Source organism: Brenneria izbisi, assembly GCF_025840185.1.
Classification (GTDB): domain Bacteria; phylum Pseudomonadota; class Gammaproteobacteria; order Enterobacterales; family Enterobacteriaceae; genus Brenneria; species Brenneria izbisi.
Window position 1 is genome coordinate 13,326 of the sequence record NZ_JAMPJU010000013.1, and the last position, 21,537, is coordinate 34,862.

The following is a 21,537-nucleotide window of genomic DNA, read 5'->3' on the forward strand; positions in this document are numbered from 1 at the left end:
TTTATAAAAAAATAAAACCCGCCCAAACAAATAATGATATTTGTTCGGTTGCGGGCTTTTGGGTGATTTACATTTATAAAAAATGGACGTCATGCCGTATTTCACGACATAACGACAAGATGTCAGCCACCATAATGACTAACGTTCTAAAACAACAATAAAAAATTTCACGACGTTATCTTTCGCATCTCCTCCTTTAAAAAAACCAAACATCATACAAACAAATAATAAAAACCCAGGGAGTTTTATTGTTATTTGTTTGTTTTCTTATCATTATCATCACGGTAATTAATAAATTTCAATATACAGTGACGAATCTTTTTCACGCCAATAAAACCAATCATCCCCCCCACCGCAGGCGTCAAGGTTTTTGGCAAAGAGTAATAGTCAAGCGACGCAACCGCTGTCAGCGTCAACGCCCCGCACAGCGCGGCCTCCAGCAGCATTCTTCGCCATCCTCCACCACTGTAGGCAACGCGCAATATTGCGATAAAAACAGCTAATAACACGCCGCCGGTGGGAACATCTCCGCGCCACCAGCCCTGTATTAATTCATAAGCGCCTGCCCAACTGAAGATATTAATTTGCATATTTACCTTCTGAAAAGCGAGTGAAAAACAAGATAAATCTTATTAAGACTGTTATTTTAACCATAAAAAAAGCCCCGAAAAAATTTCGGGGCTTAAATAATAAAACCTGCCAAAAGCAGGTTTTCAATCTCTACCAAAGGAAATTAAAAATCACTAAATTCCCATCATGGAAATAAATCTAACCATTTTAAGACACGAATGCAAGCATTAATTTTAAAAAAAATTAATCTTATTTTTATCAATTATTTCTCGGATGAGGTAATCACAGAAAATAACTGTTCTGCCGCGCCCGCCTCCTGGTGACAACGCGTAACCAGCGAGTCATAAAATACCTTCCAATTTCGCGACCATGTACGCTGGGTTAAATCTGGAATCAATGTTTTTATTACTTTATAAACCGCCGCCGATGTCAGTGGTTTCAATCCTGAACCGCCGCAACGGGGACACACTTTTTCTATGGTTTCTCCAGCAGCTTTTGATGCCGCCAGATCAGTAATCTTTCCTCTGCCGTTACAGCGGCAACGGTACTGCGCGTCATCTGCGGTTCTGCAATATTGCTCAACCGCCATTTTTGCCAGCAACACCATGCAATGAGCCATCTGGCGTCCAGCCGCCTTCCCCACCAGAACCGGCGCTTGCTTGAACGCAAATCGGGCGATGCCTTCTATTGCTTTATTCCGCTCTTTAGGATCTTTATCGTACCGTGCCAGGATCAGACTTAATCCTAATGCCTCACGCGATTGCACCACCCCCAACGCCAGTAGAATATCGTTATAGCGGCTTTTCGCCGCTGACGAAGGCGCGCGCTCTCTTTGAGCCTGGCTGACCGGTCGGCGGTCATCACGCGCGTGATAATCATAAGACGACATGCTTTCTCTACAGGTGAACATTGCCGAGGCCGATTTAGGCCCGCACAGGCTGAGCGCATGTTCAATATTCATGAGGAGCCTCTCCTGTATCAGCCCATGTTGCCGTCTGCGTTAAGCGGTTTGGACGGTGGGAATTGCCCCGTTCACTTTGCCGCATCCAGGCAAAGCTCACTACGTCCCCAGATCCATACCGCCAGAACAGGCGCGATTCCGCGCCTGCCGGGAATATAATGCCGATGCTGGCAGGCAACGAACTTGGTATCGATTGACATTCCATAGAATCATTCCTTTAAGTCTTACTATGTCTTACGTTAAATCATGCGGGATCGCGGCGCAGGCGACGATCCCGCCGAGGTTTCTGTTTTTCGTAGCGCCACAGGTCAGGTCATTTTTTTGTTGATTTTATTATCCACAAAGCAGACTATAGACAACGAAAATCAACAATTCAATGAAAAAATCAACACAGTGTTTATTTTATAAGTTGGTGAAAATGACAGAACTGACCGAACGCCTGCGCTACCTGATGCGCGAAGAAAAACTGAAACAAAAGGATTTGGCGGAAATGCTCGGCACCTCGCCGCAGACAGTAAATAACTGGCTGAAACGCGGCACGCTGAGTCGGGAGTCGGCACTGACCATCAATGAAAAAACCGGCTATTCACTGGACTGGCTGCTCAATGGGACAGGTCAGCCGAAAGCGGAAATCAGTAATTTTAAAACGTCGCGCTTGCAGGTGACCGAATGGGAAAGCACCGATAACGATGACGACGAATTTGTGGAAGTCTCGTTGCTGGGCGTCCGGCTATCCGCCGGTGGCGGCGCGTATGATATTGATGAAGATGAAGTCTACGCCCTGCCTTTTCGCGCCTATACCCTTCGCCGCCTGGGGATCCGGGTTGAAGATACCAGGGTTGTGACGGTAATGGGCGATAGCATGGAACCCAAATTGTCGGATGGCGATAAAGTCGCCGTCAACCTGGCGGATCGTCAAATCCGGGACGGCAAAATGTATGCTATTCGCATGGGCGAGTTGCAGCGCGTTAAAGCGCTTATCAAACGTCCTGACGGCAGTATTATTGTGCGCTCCTATAATCCGGCGTATGGCGATGAGGTTGTCACCAAAGAGCAGATCATTAACGGCGAACTGGCGGTGATTGGACGAGTATGGTGGGTATCCGCGCTAGTGTAAGTTATAGCGCGCGATATCGATTGGCTTGACGGGGATTTCAGGATGAACCAGGCATTACCTAGTGGAGATAGCCGCAAACGCTATCTCCTGAGTCACCAGCCCATTGAGGAATGGCGGACACAGCATCCCTGCCATGTTTTATCAGGCGGGAATACTCACGGCATATTGGCTGCGTGACCATATTCGATGCTTACCAAGCTGTTGAATAAAGTCCGCCAGCATTTTTTTCTTCATGCCATCGCCGCTCACGACGCCAGCCTGCGCAGCTTCTTCCTGTTGCCAAAGCGTATTTAGTTGCCGGGCATCGCCGCTTAATCCAATCACCTTCAGATGCTTATAGGCTTCCAGCAGATAGTGTTTTGCTTCACCACAGACGGACAATGCCGCATAGGTCCCCGCCGGAACAATAACCGCATCCACTGTTATGGAAGGCGCCCCGGCAAAGGTGGCGTCAACATTAATTTTCGAGCCGTCATCAGCCTGAACAACCCCCATTTTTTGAGCCAATAATTTAGGATGAATGCCTTTTTGCTGAAGCGTCTTCATGCTCAGCAGCACATCATCCGCTTTCACGCCATCGCTTAGAAGAATGGCGACAATACGCCCTTTCACCTCTCCGGCGGGATCGGCGTACAAACTGAGGCTAGGGGCTGATGATAAGCCGTTCACCTCATGGGGCGCAGGCGTGTTACGCACATCATCAGAAAGCTCAATACCCAGATTTGCCGCCACCTGAGACGCCAGAGAGACATCAATGCCCGCCAGCTTGTCGATCACGCGTTCACGAATATAAGAGCGGGCGACTTTCGCGAGCTCAAAACTGAAGGCATCAACAATATGCTGCTGCTCTATGGCGGTTTGACTCAACCAGAACAGATGGGGTTGAGAATAGTAATCAGCGAAAGATTCGCTTCGTTCCCGGATTTTGTGACCATCAATACGTTCGGCATAACTTTCAAAACCACCGCCAGCTGGCGCCGCTGGGGTTTCTCGCGGCCAGTTATTATTGATGGAATTGGGCCCGTAATTAGCCGGATTAGTATCGATCTCCTGCCGATGCATGCCATCCCGCTGGAAATTGTGATAAGGACAGGTCGGGCGATTAATCGGGATTTCATGAAAATTCGGCCCGCCAAGGCGACTGATTTGTGTGTCAGTATAAGAAAACAGGCGGCCCTGCAATAAAGGATCGTTACTAAAATCAATACCGGGAACAACGTGACCGGGATGGAAAGCCACCTGCTCGGTTTCAGCAAAAAAATTATCCGGGTTGCGGTTGAGCACCATTTTCCCCACTCGCTCAACCGGCACCAACTCTTCGGGTATCAATTTCGTGGCATCGAGCAGATCAAAATCAAAGGCGAATTCATCTTCTTCCGCTACCAGTTGTACCCCTAGCTCAAACTCAGGATAATCGCCCGCCTCAATGGATTCCCACAGATCTCGACGATGGAAGTCAGGCTCCTTACCCGCCAGTTTCTGCGCTTCATCCCACAACAAGGACGCTTTGCCCGCGACGGGCTTCCAGTGAAAGCGCACAAAAGTCGATTTGCCCTGCGCATTGATAAAGCGAAAGGTATGAATGCCAAACCCTTCCATGGTGCGGTAACTACGTGGGATGCCACGATCGGACATCGCCCAAATCACGTTATGCAACGTTTCCGGCTGTAAAGACACGAAATCCCAGAAGGTGTCATGCGCGGACGCCCCTTGCGGGATCTCATTATGAGGTTCAGGTTTCACAGCATGGACGAAATCCGGGAATTTATGCGCATCCTGAATAAAGAACACCGGCGTATTATTACCAACCAGATCAAAAATGCCCTCGTTGGTATAAAATTTGGTGGCGAAACCGCGAATATCACGCACGGTATCCGCCGAACCCTTGGCGCCCTGCACCGTAGAGAAGCGCACAAAAACCGGAATTTGCTCACCAGGACGCTGCAAAAAATCCGCTTTCGTTACCTGAGACAAACTTTTATATACCTCAAAATAACCGTGGGCCGCCGATCCCCGCGCATGAACAATTCTTTCCGGGATGCGCTCATGATCAAAATGCGTAATTTTTTCACGCATAATGAAATCTTCCAGCAGCGTCGGCCCCCGGCTACCGGCTCGCAGGGAATTTTGATCGTCGGCAATCCTGGTTCCCTGATTCGTCGTTAATGGCTGCTCAGTGGATGTCCGCTTGCGATTGGTATCCAGATCTTTGCTTTTTGCGGTGGGCGCGGCGGTGTCTTTGTCGCTACCGGGTACGGTCGGGTAGGCGCCCGGTGGAGATGGCTTACGGTCAGCCATATGGGAGCCATCTGCCGGCGCGGTATCGCCTAAATGAAGCGCGTCTGTTTTATTGCCCTTCACTGCATCAGCCTGTTTAGCGGGCAATTTTTTACTTTTTCTTTCAGATACGGTCTTTTTTATCGACATTGCTATTCACCTAAAAATATAAATTATAGAAAATAATTATCCGCTTTATTCTGAAATAAAGCGTAGACCAGATAAATAAATTCAACAAATTTCAATAAAGGAGAATGTAAATAAATTCATTCCGTATAATCAATGCGATCACGAAACAGCAAAATCGCACTAACTTATTAATATTTTTATAAAAACCGGCTTGAAAAAATTAAGATCGACGTAAAGACTGCATTAACGCAACAACATAATATAAAAGAACTTTTCAGTATCTATTTAGAAACATCAGCAGGATTAAAAGAACGCTAATTCTTTAACAGACGATAGGAGAGCAATGATGATATTTTTATTTGACCGAGCCCCCTCATACCAAACAATTATTTAACTACGAAGGCCATTATCAACAATATAAAAATGTCGTGACATCATTCGGTCTGAGCAAATAAGCGCCTTTGAACCGATATCCTGCATAAAATTGCGGCGTCAGGTCAGTTAACAATTCCAGTTCAAAAACCTGCCTGGCGCAGTCTAAGGCCACCATTCTGGCATCAAGAAAATCAAAGTAACGTTTCACCTGCGGATACAGCGCCTTGAACAGACTCTCTTTGGCAGAAAAATTAAGCGTCAACAGGCAGTGGAATGCTTCCTCTCGTTCCTGGAACCACTGGTATTCTTCTTCATCAATAATCCCCGGCCACAGGGCCAACGCCCGTTCATCGGACAGATATGACTCAATATCCACGCCCACGCAAGGCAGTGAGTCGCGGAGGATATGCGCCGCGCACAAGACATTTTCCGCATTATGGCTCAAAGAACCAGCGATATTTTCAGGCCATTGTGGAGAGCGATCTTCCGCGCTGTGCAGGACGAAATCCGTATATCCCAGTTTACACAGTACATGCTTAACCAAACATCGACCTGCCAGAAACTCGGCACGACGTTTGGGTACAGAGCGCTCAAGCGCATCAGAAAAAGGGATCCCCGCCAGCAAGAACAAGGCGTCAGAATAAGCAGACAAGCGAAAATGACAGCGGGCGCCAATACCGGGATACACGATGCCATCCATTGCTTGTGGGAAAGTTATCCATTCAACATCATCAATAAAAGCAGAAAGCATGTCACGTTACTCTGGAAAGTGGTCTCATACTGCCAGCCATTTTCGGTTCTTCGCCTGCAAAATAAAGAATGGACGACTTACGCCGCCCCAAACGCTTATAACGCCAGGAAGAAGCCTGCAATGCTGGCGCTCATCAGGTTGGACAGCGTACCTGCCGTAACCGCTTTCAAACCAAACCGGGCAATATCCTGACGTCGACTCGGCGCCATACTGCCTAAACCCCCAATAAGAATAGCTATCGATGACAGGTTGGCAAATCCACAAAGTGCGAATGAGATAATCGCCTTGGTATGATCGGACAATACCTGTAAGCCCGCAGCGGCAACCGTATCGTCAGCTTTCAGATACTCGCTAAAATTCATATAGGCGACGAACTCATTGACGATCAGTTTTTGACCAATAAACGATCCGGCGATGGTAGCTTCATTCCAGGGTACGCCAATCAAAAACGCCACCGGTGCGAAGAGCCAGCCTAAAATCAATTCCAGCGACAACTGAGAGTAGTTAAACCAACCGCCCACCCCACCGAGAATCCCATTAAGCAACGCAATCAGCGCGATAAACGCCAGCAACATTGCCCCCACATTCAGCGCCAGTTGCATGCCGGAAGCCGCGCCGCTGGCCGCAGCATCGATCACGTTGGCCGGACGATCATCCTCATCCACAAAACCAACCATTTGTTCGCGGTCATGCGTGTTTTCCGTCTCAGGCACCATCAACTTGGCGAACAACAACCCGCCGGGCGCCGCCATAAAGGAAGCGGCGATCAAGTATTCCAGCGGTACGCCCATCTGAGCATAACCCGCCATAACCGAACCGGCGATAGAAGCCAGACCGCCACACATCACAGCAAACAATTCCGACTGCGTCATATTGGCGATATACGGACGCACCACCAACGGCGCTTCGGTCTGACCGACAAAAATATTCGCGGTAGCGGAAAGCGATTCCGTGCGCGATGTACCCAACAGTTTCTGTAACCCGCCGCCCAGCAAGCGGATAACCCATTGCATAATGCCCATATAATAGAGCACAGCGATAAGTGATGAGAAGAAAACGATGATAGGCAACACGCGAAGCGCAAAAACAAAGCCACCGCCGCCAAAGACTTCAAACATCTTGTCAGACGTCAGGCCGCCGAACATGAAAGAGACACCCTGATTACCGTAGGAAATGATATTGGCTACGCCTTCCGTCATACCGCCTAAAATTCTGCGCCCCAACGGAACATATAGCACCAACGCACCAATGCTAATCTGAATAATGAAAGCACCCAACACGGTGCGTAATCTGATCGCTTTACGATTACTGGAAAGCATAATCGCAAACAATATCAGTACAATCATGCCAATAAGACTCATGATGAGTTGCATGTGTTACATTCCCTTTATGTGTAATGTGATAACAATTGTTTCTTAATAGCTCGTTTCTTAAAAGGTCAGTTATTGAAAACGGTTATTTTTTAAATACGTCTTTTTCATTTATGGTCGCAGCAGGACATCGATCGCCCTGCAAGGCAGGAAACCAGGCACGATTGGTCGAGTCGATTATAAAGACTGGCCCTGAGCAGTAGTCAACTTATGTCACAAATGCATACAACATCGAATAAGCCAAAATACCAAAAGGTGATATAGATCACATTTTCAATGCCATTATATGAAAAAACAATGACTACAGCGCGGACGGTTAGTCAAAAATCCCCATAAGTCACCCGCTCTGCAGGACAATTCGCAAACATGTTTTTATCTGAGTTGAAAGAGCCGGCATGAATTTTGGTATATCGCCGCCGCCAATTCCTCGGCAGGTTCTGGGCGTAACTGACAGAGCGACTGAAAGATATCGGTGATCCGTTCGGGGCGGTTGGGTTGCCCCTGATAACCACTGACCGGCATATCCGGCGCGTCAGTTTCCAGCAGCAAGCGATCGAGAGGGAGACGAGCAATGGCCTGGCGCGTCTTATTGGCTCTGGAATAGGTAATCGTTCCGCCTACGCCAATATAATAACCCAGCCGGATAAACGCCTGCGCCTGCGCCAGACTACCAGCGAATCCGTGGACGACGCCGGTACGCGGCACATCAATGCGCCGCAGCAGTTGCGCCAGCCGATCATGGGTACGCCGTGAATGGAGGATGACCGGAAGATCATACCGTTGCGCCAGCTTCAACTGCGCCTCAAGCATCATGCATTGGCGCTCGAATTGCGGTTCCTGCATATAAAGATCCAAACCGATCTCGCCCACGGCCACCAGCTTTTCAGGTTGCTGACGTAAATACGCGTCTAACTGCGACAGATCAGTATCAGTATGCTGGGAAATATATAACGGATGCAGCCCAAGAGCGGCATAAAGCGGAGAATGCGAACAAGACAGCGTCAGTACACGATCAAAGTGGCGAGACGCCACGGCAGGAATAATGATACGTTCAACGTCTGCGGCGGCAGCCAATTGGAGGCTTGCCACATCGTCATCATAAAATAACGGGAAATCGAAATGACAATGGGTATCGATAAAAGGAGAGTGAGTCGCAGGCACCGCGCCTCCGACAGAATATAGCATCGACACGCGTCTTTATTCCTCAGTGTAATATTCTCTCTTCTGAGGATAGCTGTTCATTGTCCTTTCCGTAACCCTCTTGTACTACGCCGGAAAAATAACCGTTATTGCCTTCCAACCATGCGCAGTCACTGTCAAACCATTCGGCCCAAAATGCCCAGAAGTTCCCTTTCAACTGTTTCCATCTGCCTACAACAATATCGCTATTCATCCTATGCCCCCCTGATAAAAGGTCAAGATTCAGCAAACACCATGAACAGTGTGACTGTTTCATATTACAGCGGTGTGATAGCCCTGTCTTTCAGAAAATGCCGTGATTAAATGAGATTTCCGTCCAAGATATCAGGAACAATAAAAGGCGTCGGATTGGGTTAACGGCGGCACGGGAAGGGAAGTAAACGCCTCAACGTTTTCTCGCAGAATGAAAACGTGACGGGTATGACCCCGTCAGGAAAAAGCAAGGGTGTCTAAGGACGTTTACGGCCCATAAACAGGCTCGCCAGGAACAGGATAATACCGATGACAAAGACGATTTTAGCCGCACCTGCCGCAGTTCCCGCCAGACCACCAAACCCCAACGCGGCGGCGATCAGCGCAATAACCAAAAAGATAATTCCCCAACGAAACATACATACTCCTTACCAGAAAATGAACAAACATGCCGGTCATCCTGACGTGAGTAATGCATCCAAATTGCGTATCCAGCGTGGTCGTATCGTGTTATGTGGAAGCTGCGGGTAGCCGTTTAAACGACACCCGCAGTAAACAAGGTGATTATTTGACGGTTAAACTATTTTTGACGCTTTTAACGCCATCAACGGACTTAGCGATGCTTTCCGCGCGCGCGGATTGCGCCTGGTTATCCACTTCGCCACTCAGCAAAACGACACCTTCCTGTGTTTCCACCTTCACTTTACGTGAGGGAACAATGTCATCCGCCAGCAGTTTGGCTTTGATGGTGCTGGTTGTCATGGCATCGCCCGCATAAGCGCCAACGGATTGCGATGCGTTATCTTTCACCTGGAGTTTGTCACTGACAGACGTGACGCCTTCCGTTTTGGTGGCTATTTCCACGGCACGTGCCGCGATCTCCTGACTACCGACAAAACCACTCAACGTAACCATGCCGTTAGTAGTTTCAACGGAAATATCACCGCTGGTGATGGACTTATCTTCCAGCAAAGCGCTTTTTACTTTGGCTGTTGTTGCACTGTCGCTCATGTAGCCTGACGCTTTATTTGCGGAACTATCGACTTTCTCACCAGTCGTATCAGCAATGCTTTGCATTTTCTGTCCTACGGTTTCTTCAGCCAGGGCCGTTCCCCCTGCCAGAATCGAACCCAGAACGACAGCGATCAGCGATTGTGTAAGTTTGGTCTTTTGCATCGATTTCTTCCTTTATCTTTCTTTATTATGCCCATAGATGGCAAAACAATGCCTTGGGCCGTATTAACGCAGGATGATTATGAAAATGATTCAGGGCTGTGACAGCGCCATGAAACGTTTGATGTTTATCGCCAAAAAGACGAAGAAATTAGTGGTTTATCTTTAAAAAAAGAAATAAATCAAAATAACAAACCACTCATAATCACGTTAAATAGTTAAACAAACTAAAACACTTAACACGTTGTTAACTATAGACCACTAAATGAAAATTCACAGGACGATAGACGGAAAAGACGTGAAACAGGCTGCAATTCAGATTTGTCTGTGGAGGAAAAACGGCAGGAACAGCTGAGCACAAAAAAAACAACTTATTGATATAAGACAAAAAAACGCGAATCTCAGCACATTAAAGGCCATTAATTCGCGTATCTGAACCGCCAGACAATAGAACGAAAGTATTCTGATTATGAATGCTTCCCGCTTATTTAAGCAGCAAGCATTACATTAATGCTCGCGCGTTTTATGGAATTCGACCTCAGAATAACGCTCCCGCGTCAAATTCAGGTTTACCAACGTCGGTGCGATGTAAGTCAGGTTATCGCCGCCATCTAATGCCAGGTGCTGCTCATTCTTGCGCTTGAACTCCTCAAGCTTTTTCACGTCGCGGCATTCAACCCAACGCGCCGTGGAAACATTGACGGACTCGTAAATGGCTTCCACGTTATATTCTGTCTTCAATCGCGCGACCACCACATCAAACTGCAACACCCCGACAGCGCCCACGATCAAATCGTTGTTGGTCAGCGGACGGAAAACCTGTACCGCGCCTTCTTCTGAAAGCTGAACCAGTCCTTTCAGCAATTGCTTCTGTTTTAACGGATCGCGCAGGCGGATACGGCGGAACAGTTCCGGGGCAAAGTTTGGAATACCGGTGAATTTCATGTCTTCACCCTGGGTAAAGGTATCGCCTATCTGGATCGTGCCGTGGTTATGCAAGCCGATAATATCGCCCGGATACGCTTCCTCTACGTGAGAACGATCGCCTGCCATAAAGGTCAGCGCATCGGAAATCACCACATCTTTGCCGGTACGAACCTGACGCAGCTTCATCCCTTTCTCATACCGGCCTGAAACCACACGCATAAACGCCACGCGGTCGCGGTGTTTCGGGTCCATGTTGGCCTGGATCTTAAAGACGAAACCGGTGAATTTCTCTTCGGCGGCCATCACCAGCCGCGTATCAGTGTGTCGTGGCATCGGCGCGGGCGCCCAGGCGACCAGCCCATCAAGCATGTGATCAACGCCAAAGTTACCCAGCGCCGTACCAAAGAATACCGGCGTCAGTTCGCCAGACAGAAACGCCTCCAGTTCGAATTCGTGAGATGCGCCTTTCACCAGTTCAAGTTCCTCGCGCAGTTGCATCGCCAATTCTTCGCCGACCGCAACGTCCAGATCCGGGTTATCCAGCCCTTTTACGATACGCACTTCCTGAATAGTGTGGCCTTTGCCGCTCTGATAAAGGTAGGTTTCATCTTTATAAAGGTGATAAACCCCTTTGAACAGCTTGCCGCAGCCGATCGGCCAGGTGATGGGCGCGCAGGCGATTTTCAGTTCGCTCTCCACCTCATCCAACACTTCCATCGGATCGCGGATATCGCGGTCCAGTTTATTCATAAACGTTAGGATCGGCGTATCGCGCAGGCGGGTGACTTCCATCAGTTTACGCGTCCGGTCTTCAACCCCTTTCGCCGCATCGATCACCATCAGGCAGCAGTCCACTGCCGTCAACGTGCGATAGGTATCTTCCGAGAAATCTTCGTGTCCAGGAGTATCGAGCAGGTTAACCAGACATTCCTGATAAGGAAACTGCATCACCGAGGTGGTAATGGAGATGCCACGTTGTTTTTCCATCTCCATCCAGTCGGATTTCGCATGCTGGCTTGAACCGCGCCCTTTTACCGTACCGGCGGTCTGGATTGCCTGTCCGAACAACAACACTTTTTCGGTAATGGTGGTTTTACCGGCATCGGGGTGGGAGATGATGGCGAACGTTCTTCTTTTCGAGACTTCGCGGGCGTATTCACTTGGAGACATGATTTCAGGTTTCTTCTGTTAGCCACCCGGCGTGCGCATCAAGTCAAAAACCACCGATGTCAGCGTCAGGCAAAGCGGAAATAATTCGTAAGCCGGGTATTTTCCCTGATTTGACGGTGATACACAATCGGTCACTGAAAGCAGCGCAAACCGCAGACCATCCAGAGCTCAGCGCCGCCAGCCTGACAGCCGACTCAGGCGCCCAATGTGGCGCCGCCGTCAATGACGATATCCTGTAGCGTAATGTGGCCAGCAAGATCAGAGGCCATAAACAAAATGGCGTCGGCGATATCTTGTGGACAGGCAATTTTCCCCAAAGGAATACCCAGCTTAAATTGGGCGGGGAAACCCGCGATAGTCTGTTGCTCCGCATCAGAGGATTGCCACAGGCTGCGTTGCATGGGCGTGTCAGTTGACCCCGGAGAAACCAGATTACAGCGCACGCCATACGGCGCCAGTTCAAGCCCTACCGTCAGACACAGACTGCGAAGCGCCGCTTTGGAAGCGCAGTAGGCGGCCATTCCCACCCTGGGAACATGAGCGGCATTGGATGCCACGGTGACAATGGCTCCGCGGCGCTGGCGCTGGAACTGCGGGATCACCGCATGAAACAGGTTGAATGCGCCCCCCGCATTAACGGCGAGACAATCCTGCCAGTCCTGCTGACTGAGAGTTTCCGTCGCCCCCATACGCAGAATACCGGCCCCGTTGACCAGTACGTCCAATTGTGGCGTGTGCAATAGCTGTTCACCGCAACGCTCCGCGACTGCTTTCGCATCGCTGATATCCAGCAAACAGGGCGTGAAAGGCAGCGCCGTGTCGGGGAACGCCAGATCAAACCCCAGCACATCAGCCCCCGCCTGTGCAAACTGGCAGGCGGTAGCATAACCGATGCCGCGACCGGCGCCGGTTACCCATACCTGTTTTCCGCTGAAATCGAACCGGAAGCTCATGCTTCCTCCCGCTCTGCGACAGAGAGCAGACTGAGCCAGTGGTTGATGGTCGGGACTTTCACCAGCGTCACGAAATCCACATCATGGCCCTGCTGACGCCAGCGGGCCGCCAGAGACATAATGCGCACGGAATCCAGGCCGTAATCCAACAGGTTTTCATCGTCACCCACCTCACCGGCATCCTCATCCAGAAGGGGCAACAACTCCGCCCGCAGGCGGGCATGATCGTAGTTTTCCACTGACTGTACGCAAGCGATTAACTGCTCCGTAGTCATCACTCGTCCACAACGTCCGGCGCTATAACGTAGCGCCATCATATGATCTTCCAGCGAGAAATCAGCCAGCGCATCCGCCGCCATAAACGGTTTGATATCGCGCATGAAAGCATCATTCGCCGTGGTCAGGCAGCCAATATGAGCATAAATACCGCAAATAATCAGTTGGTTGCGACCGGCCTCACGCAGTTGCTGCTCCAGATCGGTACGCAAAAAAGCGCTATACCGCCATTTCACCAATACCGTATCCGTCTCCGCCGGCGTCAGCGCCGCGGTAATGGCCTGCTGTTCGGGATATTTATTCAGTCCCGGCCCCCACATGTCATTCAACAGCGCCCTGTCCGTTGCGCTCTGGTGATTCGGCTGCGCAGTGTAAAACACCGGGATGTCATGCTGACGACAGAAGCTCCGCAGTCGAACAATGTTTTCGATAAGCCGGGCGGTCAGCGGACTGTCTTGCCCCCAGAAATTAAGAAAGTAATTTTGCATATCATGAATCAACAACGCCGCGCGCGGCGGTTCCAAAGGCCAGCTAACCTTATTGTCAGGCAACGAAGCCGCAGACGGCAGAGGATAGCTATTCAGTTTTGGAATGCTCATGGATTACTCTCCTGCAACGGTTGGTTGGGCAAGCTGCTGCGCAATCTTGCGTAACTGTTGTTTATCAACTTTGCCTACCGCTGTTTCCGGTAATGCTGGCAGGCTTTCAAAACGATCCGGTAATTTGTAATCGGCAATGCCCTGTTCACGCAGATGACGGCGCAGCGCTACGGATTTGATCGCCTGGCGGCAAACCACAAAAGCGCAGCTTTTTTCTCCCATCAACGCATCGGGTATCGCCACCAGCGCGGCGTTGATCACCAGAGGATGGCGCAAGAGCAGATTTTCAATCTCCTCGGCGGCGATTTTCTCGCCCCCCCGGTTAATCTGATCTTTTTCGCGGCCCACAACTTGCAGATAACCGTCCTCATGCCGGATCACCACATCGCCGGAACAGTAGAAACCCTGTTCGTCAAACACCTGCCGGTTATACTGCGGGCTGCGATAATAGCCGCGGAAGGTGTAAGGGCCGCGAGTCATCAGACGCCCAGCCTGACCGTTGGGTAACGGATCGCCTGCGGCATCCGCCACCCAAACTTCGTCGTCAATGCTGATGGGACACCCTTGCGTGGTGAAGATATGGTCATCATCGTCATCCAGACGGGTATAGTTCACCAGCCCTTCCGCCATGCCGAATACCTGCTGTAGCCGGCACCCCAGTTCGCGGGGAATGCGTCGCGCCAATGCTTCATTGAGCCGTGCGCCGCCAACCTGCAAAAGCTTTAGGCTCCGCAATGCATGACCTTGTCCCGCCAGAGCAACCGCTTCCAGCCATAGCGTTACCGCAGGCGGAACCAGCGCAGTCACATTCACCTGATGCCGTTCGATCAACGGAAAACAGTGGGTGGCGCTGGGATCGGTGGCCATCACCACCGTTCCCCCTGCGTAAAATACCCCCAGCGCTCCCGGAGAACTTAACGGATAATTATGCGCGGCGGGTAAAGCGCACAGATAACGGGTATTTGCATCAAAACGACAGATATCCACGCTGGCGCGGATGCTGTAGTAATAATCATTGTGCGTACGCGGGATCAGCTTCGGCGTGCCGGTACTGCCGCCGGAGAGTTGGAAAAAGGCGACCTCATCCGGCGGAGTCGGCGAGCATGCGTCATCGCTGTGCGTTTGCTGTAGCAGTTGTTGCAAATCGTATTCAGGATTTTCCTCACCGCGCAGGATGACATGCTGTAAATCAGGGCTGATGCGCCGTAACTCATCAATGAACGAGTCGTCATGAAACAGATTATGACCGCGATCGACAATCAGCAGCGCTGGCGTTATCTGTTCCGTATAAGCGCTCAGTTCACTGCGCTGATGATTGAATAAGGCATTTACCGGCACCACCCCAATACGCAGCAACGCGAAATAGGTCAGGTAAAACTCGGCGATGTTGCCTAGCTGCACCAGCGCCGTTTGTCCGCGCCGCACACCTCGTCGCGCCAGCGCCCCAGCCAGCCGATTAACGCTCTGGTTTAACTCGCGATAACTGAAGTGACGTTCACCGTCGATCAACGCCAGCGCGTCACTGTCTTTATGCCGCAGGAGAATGTCGCCCAACGGACGATCGATCCAATAGCCGCATGCGCGGTAGTGCTGCTCCTGCTCGGCGGGCCAGCGATTGAACTCGACGATCATGCGACACACTCCTGAACATTCGTCATGCCAAAGGCGCGCAGCATGGTGCTCAGCTTCACGCCGGTTTCATTCCATTCGCCAAGCGGCTGAGAATCCGGCACGATGCCGGCGCCGGCGAACAGCGTTACGCTATTTCCACGCACCTCGCCGCAACGAATCGTCACCACCCATTCGCCGTTGCCCTGCGCGTCGCTCCAGCCGACAATGCCGCCGAATAATCCGCGTTCGAAGGGTTCAAGGCTGGCGATAAGTTGCCGAGCCGTATCGGTCGGGTAACCGCATAATGCCGGCGTAGGATGAAGCAAACAGGCCAGCGACAATGCGCTGTCAGTTTCAGCAACCGCTTCACCGCTAATGGCGCTCGCCAAATGCCACAATGTGGCGGTAGAAAGCAGTTCCGGCGTTTCAGGTACGTGTAATTGGCGACAGCAAGGCGTCAATACCCGGCGCATCTCGTTAATCACCACCTGATGCTCATAACTATCTTTTACCGAATCCAGCAATTGTTGCCCCACGCGCCGATCCGCTTGCGAATCGATAGGCCGAGGAGCGGATCCTGCCAGCGGTTTGGAATATAACTGGCGGCCCGACTTGCGTAACAACAACTCAGGACTGGCGCCCAGCAACGCGCCATCATCCAGCGGAACATAAAAGTGATAGGCGTCAGGTTCACGAGCGAGCAAGCGCGCTAACAGCGCCCGATGATCGACCGGCGCGCTGAGCTCGATATCCAGCAGGCGGGATAGCACGACTTTGGTTATTTTGTCCTCTCGCGTCGCATTCACAGCCTGACTCACTAAATCGATAAAAACATCCTTGTCTGGCCGTGGTTGGGTTGTAACAATATCCGCCAATGGAGGACAATCATTGAGCGATGGCATGGTAAAATCGTCGCGGCAAAACCAGTGACTTTGCTGGGGAATAAACAGCGCCGAAGGACGCGAGGTATCAAAGGGGATGGCGCCGACCAGTACAGGCTCGGCAATACCTTCCGTTCTGGCGCGCGCAAATGCTTGTTGCAGGGTTCGCTGAAATTCGCCAGAAGTATTAAAGCCATCACTGGCAGGCGTCGCCAATGACATAAAGCAACCCTGTGTATACAGGCTGCGGGAGGGCGAACTGAAAAAGAATCCTGAATCTGGCTTCCAAACGCCCCTCTCCTCTTGCGTAAAATTGTCCCTAATCAAACGGTACACTCGCAACCTCCCATATTATAAGAATGATAATGATTTTGATAACCATTATCATTATGAGTTTGAGTAACAACTTAGAACGATGTTTCTGCATTGTCAATAATTGTCAATATAGGAAAGCTCGCTTCACGTTCCCGCATTTTATGTTCAATAGATAAGAGGTTTAAGTGATGAGAACGGCATTTTATTTACCGGCATGGCGCGGTGTGTTGCTGCCCTTGTTCGCATTGATACTGAGCGCCTGCGACGGACAAACCGACAGCGGCGTGGCGGCGCAACAGGGCAACATGACATCCAAAGGCTGGCCGCGGCAGATTCAGACCCTTGACGGCACGGTCACGCTTAAGGAACAGCCGCAGCGTATTGTCTCCACCAGCGTCACCGTCACCGGCACCTTGTTGGCGATTGACGCGCCGGTCATTGCCAGTTCCGCCACCAGCCCAGGCAGCCATATTTCGGATAGTCAGGGATTCCTGCGACAGTGGAGCGCTATCGCCCTTGAGCGTAAAGTAAAAAAAATCTATGAAACCAAACCCAATGCCGAAGCGATCGCCAATGAAGCGCCGGACCTGATTGTGGTCGCCGCCACGGGAGGCGACTCCGCCCTGATGCTGCGTCAGCAGCTTAGCGCTATCGCGCCGGTACTGGTGATCAATTATGATGATAAAAGCTGGCAGGAATTGGCTCTTCAGTTGGGCTATGCGACCGGACACGAAGAGCAGGCTGAGGCGGTGATCGCGAAATTCGATAACCAGTTGAACGCCGTGAAGCAACGTTTGAATTTACCTCCGCAACCTGTCAGCGCCTTTGTCTGGCGGGAAGACGGCAAAGGCGCCAATTTATGGACCGCCGACTCTGCGCAAGGCCAGTTGTTGCAACAGTTGGGTTTCGAACTTGCGGCGATACCTGACGAAGTGCGTGGCAACTACAGTATGGGCAAGCGCAAGGATCTGGTGCAATTATCCGGCGAGAAGTTGGCCGACGGGCTGAACGGTAACACTTATCTACTGTTTTCCACGGAAGAGGAGAGCGTCGGGCAACTGCTCGCCAATCCGTTCGTTGCCCATTTGCCGGCAGTCAGAAACAAACAGGTTTACGCCATGGGTAACGATACCTTTCGTCTGGACTATTACAGCGCCAGTAATATGTTAGACCGGCTGGAAACGTATTTTACCGCGCATTAACCACTCGCCGATGATGCCCGTTGCGGCGGAGTGGGATTTTCAAGCCGCCGCAATGACCCAGACAAGGTAGCCAGCGTGATGCCAGCCAGGGCTGCGCTCAGACCGAATAACAAGCCGGAGGTTTGTAGCGACAATTGCGTCCCCATGACGCCAAGCAGCAGAGCGCCAAATGCATCTCCCGTCACGGCCTGCGCTGTCCATAGCCCGTTAACACGACCCAACAATGCATTTGGCGTCAAACTTTGCACCAGCGTGAACTGCAACAACGAATTGATCGCGCTGAGATAACCATAAATTACCAGACAGCATAGCGATAACACAAAATACGGCATCAAACTGAACAGACTGAGGATTAAAAATCCCGCCACCGCGGTGAAGATCATTACTCTACCGGGCCGTGGGGTTTGAGCTACCCGCCCGCTGGTAAAAGCCCCCAACGCCGCGCCCAACGGTATTGCCGAATACATCACGCCCAGATGCAACGCATCAATCTGCCAGCGGACAGCCAGTGCCGGAAACAACACCCGAACGGCGCTGGTCAGGCTGATCAGCGTTCCCATCAACACAACGGCGCCGATAACCCGATTCTGTTTTAAAAAAATCATTCCCGCCAGCAGTGCGCGGCCTGGATGCTCCTTGGGCTGCGGCGGAGGGGGCATCGAAGGCAGACGTATTAGCGGGATCAGCGTTAACCAGGTTCCGGCGGCGGCTAACGCGTAATTCCATCCCACATCGCCCCAGGCGATAGTCATCCCCGCAATAGCCGGAGACACCACCGCGCCGAATCGTACTGTCAGCATACTGATGGCTCCTGCCGAACCAAGGTTTTCCCGCCCAACCAGCGCCGGCGTCGCAGCCATCAATGCCGTCATACCGACCGCGCCGAAAAAGCCATCCCATATGGCAAGCAACCATAGCAGGAGCAGCGAAGGTTCAGGCGCCAGCGTATTCAGGAATAAACCGGCGAATCCCGCGCCGCAGGTGGCGCGGGCGAACAGGATAAGACGACGACGGTTATATCGATCCGCCATCACACCGCCCAGCAACAGGCCGATAAACATACCGCCGCCAGCCAGCACCACCGCCAGCCCGACCTGAAGGGTCGAACCGGTCATTTGCTGGATCTGCACCGGCACCGCCACAGTCAACATCCCCAACGCCAGCACGGAGATAAAACGCGCGCAAAACAGCGCCCGAAAATCACGGTTATTTTTTAGCAAACTGAAATTGAGCAAAATGGAAGGTCTGTCCATAGCTTTTCCCCGGCGGTTGTACATTCCGATTGCGTCAATGAAAAATTAACGACATCGACCCCAGCGTTTTGTTCCTGATGAAGACATGTTAATATAATCAATATCAAATTATATTGATAATTATAATCATTTGCATATGCATTCCAATAAGACTCATTTTCCGCAGAGGGATAACGCAGACCGGATCCGCACCTCTTTAAAGGGAACGATAGCGGGCAATTCGCGCTACGGTTTATCTATCATCAGTCTGCTATTGATGTTGTGCTGTCTGCTCAGTTTATTCGTCGGTGCCAAAAATATTCCCTTTACCGACATCATCAACATATTGAGCGGTGATAATGCCCATCCCGACAGTACGATTATCCTTGATGCCCGTTTACCGCGCACACTGGCCGGATTGCTGGCAGGCGCCGCGCTCGGCGTATCCGGGGCGCTTATCCAGGCACTGACACGCAACCCATTGGCCGACCCCGGCATTTTAGGCATTAATGCCGGCGCCAGTTTCGCGGTGGTCATCGGTATCGCTTTTTTTGGCGCCACGCTGCCCGAACAGTATCTGTGGTTCGCCTTTGGCGGCGCATTACTATCCAGCCTGGGAGTGTGGCTAATCGCATTCCAGACGCGCAAACCCAGTCCCGTTCGTTTAACGTTGGCAGGCGTCGCGCTCGGCGCAGTGCTGGCGGGGATGGCCTCCGGCCTCTCTCTGCTCGACCCACTGGTCTATGACCATGTTCGTTTCTGGGAAGCCGGTACTCTGGATATCCGCAGCATGCACATTATAAAAGTGATCGCGGCGCCGGTGTTGGCAGGGCTGGCGCTGGCGTTATTGCTGGCTCGCTCTCTTAATGTTCTGGACATGGGAAACGATATCGCACAGGCGTTAGGCACACGAACAACCACGATCCAGATACTCGGTCTGATCGCCATCACGTTATTATGCGGCTCAGCCACTGCCGCAGTAGGCCCTATCGCGTTTATCGGTCTGATGGTACCGCATATCGCCCGTCGTCTGGTCGGGCCGGATCAGAAAAAAATACTGCCCTGGGTACTGCTCCTGACGCCTTGTCTGTTGTTGGTTTCCGATATGGTCGGACGGGTTATTGTACCCGGAGAATTACGCGTTTCCATTGTCACCGCCTTTATCGGCTCCCCGGTATTAATTGCTCTGGTACGCCGACATGGAGGCAAAAGCGGATGATGCGGCACGGCCTGACTCAAAGCGCTCTGCGACGGCGCGGATATTGCGGCATCATGGTGATGCTTTGCTTGATGCTGGCGGTACTCGCACTGATTTCAGGCGCGATGCCGCTCAGCATAGATCTGGTGCTGCGGGCGTTATGGGGCGACGCGCCCGCCAACATCGTCACCATTGTGACCCAGTGGCGTTTGCCTCGCGTGGTAATGGCGTTGATCCTCGGCGCGGCGCTTGGCGTCAGTGGGGCTATTTTTCAGTCACTGCTGCGCAATTCACTTGGCAGCCCAGACATTATCGGGTTTAACTCGGGTGCATATACCGGGGCGATAATGTCGATTATTCTGTTTAACGGCAACGAATTCAGTATTGCGGGCGGCGCTCTGGCCGGCGGTATTCTCTCCTCGGCGCTGGTGTGGCTATTGACCTGGCGTCAGGGCATTCAGGGCTTTCGGCTGATTATCATCGGCATTGCCATCAGCGCGTTACTCTATGCCATAAATACCTGGCTTATTATCTCAGCGTCGCTGGAATCAGCTATGTCAGCCGCGCTGTGGGGCGCAGGCTCGCTTAATGGCATTACCTGGAGTAAAGCGCTTCCCGCTCTGCTTTTTATTGCCATTGCCTTTATCTTGTCGTTGTTGCTGACGCGACGAATGACGCTAATGGAAATGGGTGATGATACCGCCAGGGCGCTGGGTGTACCGGTAGAGCGCTCGCGGCTGCTGCTGATGGTCATCGGCGTTGCGCTGACGGCCTCAGCGACGGCCGCCGCCGGGCCTATCTCTTTTATATCCTTGTGCGCGCCGCAGATTGCTCGCCGCTTAAGCGGCGCTGATATTCCCTCCTTGCCGGCGGCCGCGTTAACCGGCGCCTTTTTATTATTGGCGGCCGATTTTCTGGCGCAGCGATTATTTTCACCGAATCAGTTGCCGGTCGGCGTCGTCACGGTTTGCATTGGCGGTCTCTATCTGCTGGTGTTGCTGACACGGGAATCCCGCTGAGGCTCCTGACAAACCTCATGCAACCTTCTTCCGGCAGAT

The 21,537-nt window shown here is 51.5% G+C and carries 20 protein-coding genes; 4 read left to right on the top strand and 16 right to left on the bottom strand.

Features of this window, described 5'->3' with window-relative positions:
• Positions 1 to 251: 251 nt before the first annotated feature.
• From NC856_RS14760 to NC856_RS14770, 3 genes are all read right to left on the bottom strand, one after another.
• A complete protein-coding gene (locus NC856_RS14760; protein WP_264091205.1) occupies positions 252 to 590 on the bottom strand; it encodes a phage holin, lambda family in 339 nt (112 codons plus the stop codon).
• 242 nt (positions 591 to 832) lie between these two features.
• A complete protein-coding gene (locus tag NC856_RS14765; protein ID WP_264091206.1) occupies positions 833 to 1,531 on the bottom strand; it encodes an antitermination protein in 699 nt (232 codons plus the stop codon).
• Positions 1,532 to 1,602: 71 nt separating this feature from the next.
• On the bottom strand, positions 1,603 to 1,731 hold the full coding sequence (locus NC856_RS14770; protein WP_264091207.1) for a hypothetical protein: 129 nt from the start codon (positions 1,729 to 1,731) through the stop codon (positions 1,603 to 1,605).
• 218 nt (positions 1,732 to 1,949) lie between these two features.
• Between NC856_RS14770 and NC856_RS14775 the strand changes: the two genes are divergently transcribed.
• Complete coding sequence (locus tag NC856_RS14775; RefSeq protein WP_264091208.1) at positions 1,950 to 2,648, top strand: LexA family transcriptional regulator; 699 nt, start codon at positions 1,950 to 1,952, stop codon at positions 2,646 to 2,648.
• A gap of 141 nt (positions 2,649 to 2,789) precedes the next feature.
• Here the strand turns inward: NC856_RS14775 and katE are convergent, their stop codons facing one another.
• The 12 genes from katE to NC856_RS14835 form a co-directional block, all read right to left on the bottom strand.
• Positions 2,790 to 5,075, bottom strand: coding sequence for a catalase HPII (gene katE / locus NC856_RS14780; protein WP_264091209.1), 2,286 nt, complete (start codon positions 5,073 to 5,075; stop codon positions 2,790 to 2,792).
• Positions 5,076 to 5,463: 388 nt separating this feature from the next.
• Positions 5,464 to 6,180 (bottom strand): 4'-phosphopantetheinyl transferase family protein, encoded by a 717-nt coding sequence (locus NC856_RS14785; protein WP_264091210.1) that lies wholly within the window; start codon positions 6,178 to 6,180, stop codon positions 5,464 to 5,466.
• A gap of 95 nt (positions 6,181 to 6,275) precedes the next feature.
• Positions 6,276 to 7,553: a NupC/NupG family nucleoside CNT transporter gene (locus NC856_RS14790; protein WP_264091211.1), complete on the bottom strand. Its 1,278-nt coding sequence runs from the start codon at positions 7,551 to 7,553 to the stop codon at positions 6,276 to 6,278.
• A 369-nt stretch (positions 7,554 to 7,922) separates the two neighbouring features.
• A complete protein-coding gene (locus tag NC856_RS14795; RefSeq protein ID WP_264091212.1) occupies positions 7,923 to 8,735 on the bottom strand; it encodes a TatD family hydrolase in 813 nt (270 codons plus the stop codon).
• A 19-nt stretch (positions 8,736 to 8,754) separates the two neighbouring features.
• Positions 8,755 to 8,943 carry a CsbD family protein gene (locus tag NC856_RS14800; RefSeq protein WP_264091213.1) on the bottom strand — a complete coding sequence of 63 codons (189 nt, stop codon included), beginning with the start codon at positions 8,941 to 8,943 and terminating at the stop codon, positions 8,755 to 8,757.
• 256 nt (positions 8,944 to 9,199) lie between these two features.
• Positions 9,200 to 9,361 (bottom strand): DUF1328 domain-containing protein, encoded by a 162-nt coding sequence (locus tag NC856_RS14805; protein WP_113866920.1) that lies wholly within the window; start codon positions 9,359 to 9,361, stop codon positions 9,200 to 9,202.
• A gap of 145 nt (positions 9,362 to 9,506) precedes the next feature.
• On the bottom strand, positions 9,507 to 10,118 hold the full coding sequence (gene osmY / locus NC856_RS14810; RefSeq protein ID WP_264091214.1) for a molecular chaperone OsmY: 612 nt from the start codon (positions 10,116 to 10,118) through the stop codon (positions 9,507 to 9,509).
• A 504-nt stretch (positions 10,119 to 10,622) separates the two neighbouring features.
• A complete protein-coding gene (gene prfC, locus NC856_RS14815) occupies positions 10,623 to 12,212 on the bottom strand; it encodes a peptide chain release factor 3 (RefSeq protein WP_264091215.1) in 1,590 nt (529 codons plus the stop codon).
• A gap of 194 nt (positions 12,213 to 12,406) precedes the next feature.
• The gene (gene dhbA, locus NC856_RS14820; protein WP_264091216.1) at positions 12,407 to 13,165 is read right to left on the bottom strand and encodes a 2,3-dihydro-2,3-dihydroxybenzoate dehydrogenase; all 759 of its coding nucleotides are present in this window, start codon (positions 13,163 to 13,165) and stop codon (positions 12,407 to 12,409) included.
• A complete protein-coding gene (locus tag NC856_RS14825; protein ID WP_264091217.1) occupies positions 13,162 to 14,040 on the bottom strand; it encodes an isochorismatase family protein in 879 nt (292 codons plus the stop codon). Before NC856_RS14825 ends, dhbA begins: the two co-directional genes overlap by 4 nt.
• A gap of 3 nt (positions 14,041 to 14,043) precedes the next feature.
• Positions 14,044 to 15,672 (bottom strand): (2,3-dihydroxybenzoyl)adenylate synthase, encoded by a 1,629-nt coding sequence (locus NC856_RS14830; RefSeq protein WP_264091218.1) that lies wholly within the window; start codon positions 15,670 to 15,672, stop codon positions 14,044 to 14,046.
• Positions 15,669 to 16,859, bottom strand: a complete 1,191-nt coding sequence (locus tag NC856_RS14835; RefSeq protein WP_264091278.1) for an isochorismate synthase — start codon at positions 16,857 to 16,859, stop codon at positions 15,669 to 15,671. Before NC856_RS14835 ends, NC856_RS14830 begins: the two co-directional genes overlap by 4 nt.
• A gap of 176 nt (positions 16,860 to 17,035) precedes the next feature.
• Here NC856_RS14835 and fepB point away from each other — a divergent pair, with 176 nt between their 5' ends.
• Entirely contained in the window at positions 17,036 to 18,049 is a 1,014-nt protein-coding gene (fepB, locus tag NC856_RS14840; protein ID WP_264091219.1) for a Fe2+-enterobactin ABC transporter substrate-binding protein, read from the top strand.
• Here the strand turns inward: fepB and entS are convergent.
• On the bottom strand, positions 18,046 to 19,302 hold the full coding sequence (gene entS / locus NC856_RS14845) for an enterobactin transporter EntS (RefSeq protein ID WP_264091220.1): 1,257 nt from the start codon (positions 19,300 to 19,302) through the stop codon (positions 18,046 to 18,048). The two genes, fepB and entS, sit on opposite strands and share 4 nt — an antisense overlap.
• A 136-nt stretch (positions 19,303 to 19,438) precedes the next feature.
• On the opposite strand from entS, the gene fepD reads away from it, so the two are divergent.
• Together fepD and fepG are read left to right on the top strand one after the other, a co-directional pair.
• Entirely contained in the window at positions 19,439 to 20,500 is a 1,062-nt protein-coding gene (fepD, locus tag NC856_RS14850; RefSeq protein ID WP_404802337.1) for a Fe(3+)-siderophore ABC transporter permease, read from the top strand.
• Positions 20,497 to 21,498: an iron-enterobactin ABC transporter permease gene (fepG, locus tag NC856_RS14855; RefSeq protein ID WP_264091222.1), complete on the top strand. Its 1,002-nt coding sequence runs from the start codon at positions 20,497 to 20,499 to the stop codon at positions 21,496 to 21,498. Before fepD ends, fepG begins: the two co-directional genes overlap by 4 nt.
• The last annotated feature ends 39 nt before the right edge of the window (positions 21,499 to 21,537 follow it).

Excerpts from the sequence above, each read along its gene's own strand:
- NC856_RS14760 (WP_264091205.1), bottom strand. The coding sequence starts at position 590 with ATGCAAATTAATATCTTCAGTTGGGCAGGCGCTTATGAATTAATACAG.
- NC856_RS14765 (WP_264091206.1), bottom strand. The coding sequence starts at position 1,531 with ATGAATATTGAACATGCGCTCAGCCTGTGCGGGCCTAAATCGGCCTCG.
- NC856_RS14770 (WP_264091207.1), bottom strand. The coding sequence starts at position 1,731 with ATGTCAATCGATACCAAGTTCGTTGCCTGCCAGCATCGGCATTATATT.
- NC856_RS14775 (WP_264091208.1), top strand. The coding sequence starts at position 1,950 with ATGACAGAACTGACCGAACGCCTGCGCTACCTGATGCGCGAAGAAAAA.
- katE (WP_264091209.1), bottom strand. The coding sequence starts at position 5,075 with ATGTCGATAAAAAAGACCGTATCTGAAAGAAAAAGTAAAAAATTGCCC.
- NC856_RS14785 (WP_264091210.1), bottom strand. The coding sequence starts at position 6,180 with ATGCTTTCTGCTTTTATTGATGATGTTGAATGGATAACTTTCCCACAA.
- NC856_RS14790 (WP_264091211.1), bottom strand. The coding sequence starts at position 7,553 with ATGCAACTCATCATGAGTCTTATTGGCATGATTGTACTGATATTGTTT.
- NC856_RS14795 (WP_264091212.1), bottom strand. The coding sequence starts at position 8,735 with ATGCTATATTCTGTCGGAGGCGCGGTGCCTGCGACTCACTCTCCTTTT.
- NC856_RS14800 (WP_264091213.1), bottom strand. The coding sequence starts at position 8,943 with ATGAATAGCGATATTGTTGTAGGCAGATGGAAACAGTTGAAAGGGAAC.
- NC856_RS14805 (WP_113866920.1), bottom strand. The coding sequence starts at position 9,361 with ATGTTTCGTTGGGGAATTATCTTTTTGGTTATTGCGCTGATCGCCGCC.
- osmY (WP_264091214.1), bottom strand. The coding sequence starts at position 10,118 with ATGCAAAAGACCAAACTTACACAATCGCTGATCGCTGTCGTTCTGGGT.
- prfC (WP_264091215.1), bottom strand. The coding sequence starts at position 12,212 with ATGTCTCCAAGTGAATACGCCCGCGAAGTCTCGAAAAGAAGAACGTTC.
- dhbA (WP_264091216.1), bottom strand. The coding sequence starts at position 13,165 with ATGAGCTTCCGGTTCGATTTCAGCGGAAAACAGGTATGGGTAACCGGC.
- NC856_RS14825 (WP_264091217.1), bottom strand. The coding sequence starts at position 14,040 with ATGAGCATTCCAAAACTGAATAGCTATCCTCTGCCGTCTGCGGCTTCG.
- NC856_RS14830 (WP_264091218.1), bottom strand. The coding sequence starts at position 15,672 with ATGATCGTCGAGTTCAATCGCTGGCCCGCCGAGCAGGAGCAGCACTAC.
- fepB (WP_264091219.1), top strand. The coding sequence starts at position 17,036 with ATGAGAACGGCATTTTATTTACCGGCATGGCGCGGTGTGTTGCTGCCC.
- entS (WP_264091220.1), bottom strand. The coding sequence starts at position 19,302 with ATGGACAGACCTTCCATTTTGCTCAATTTCAGTTTGCTAAAAAATAAC.
- fepD (WP_404802337.1), top strand. The coding sequence starts at position 19,439 with ATGCATTCCAATAAGACTCATTTTCCGCAGAGGGATAACGCAGACCGG.
- fepG (WP_264091222.1), top strand. The coding sequence starts at position 20,497 with ATGATGCGGCACGGCCTGACTCAAAGCGCTCTGCGACGGCGCGGATAT.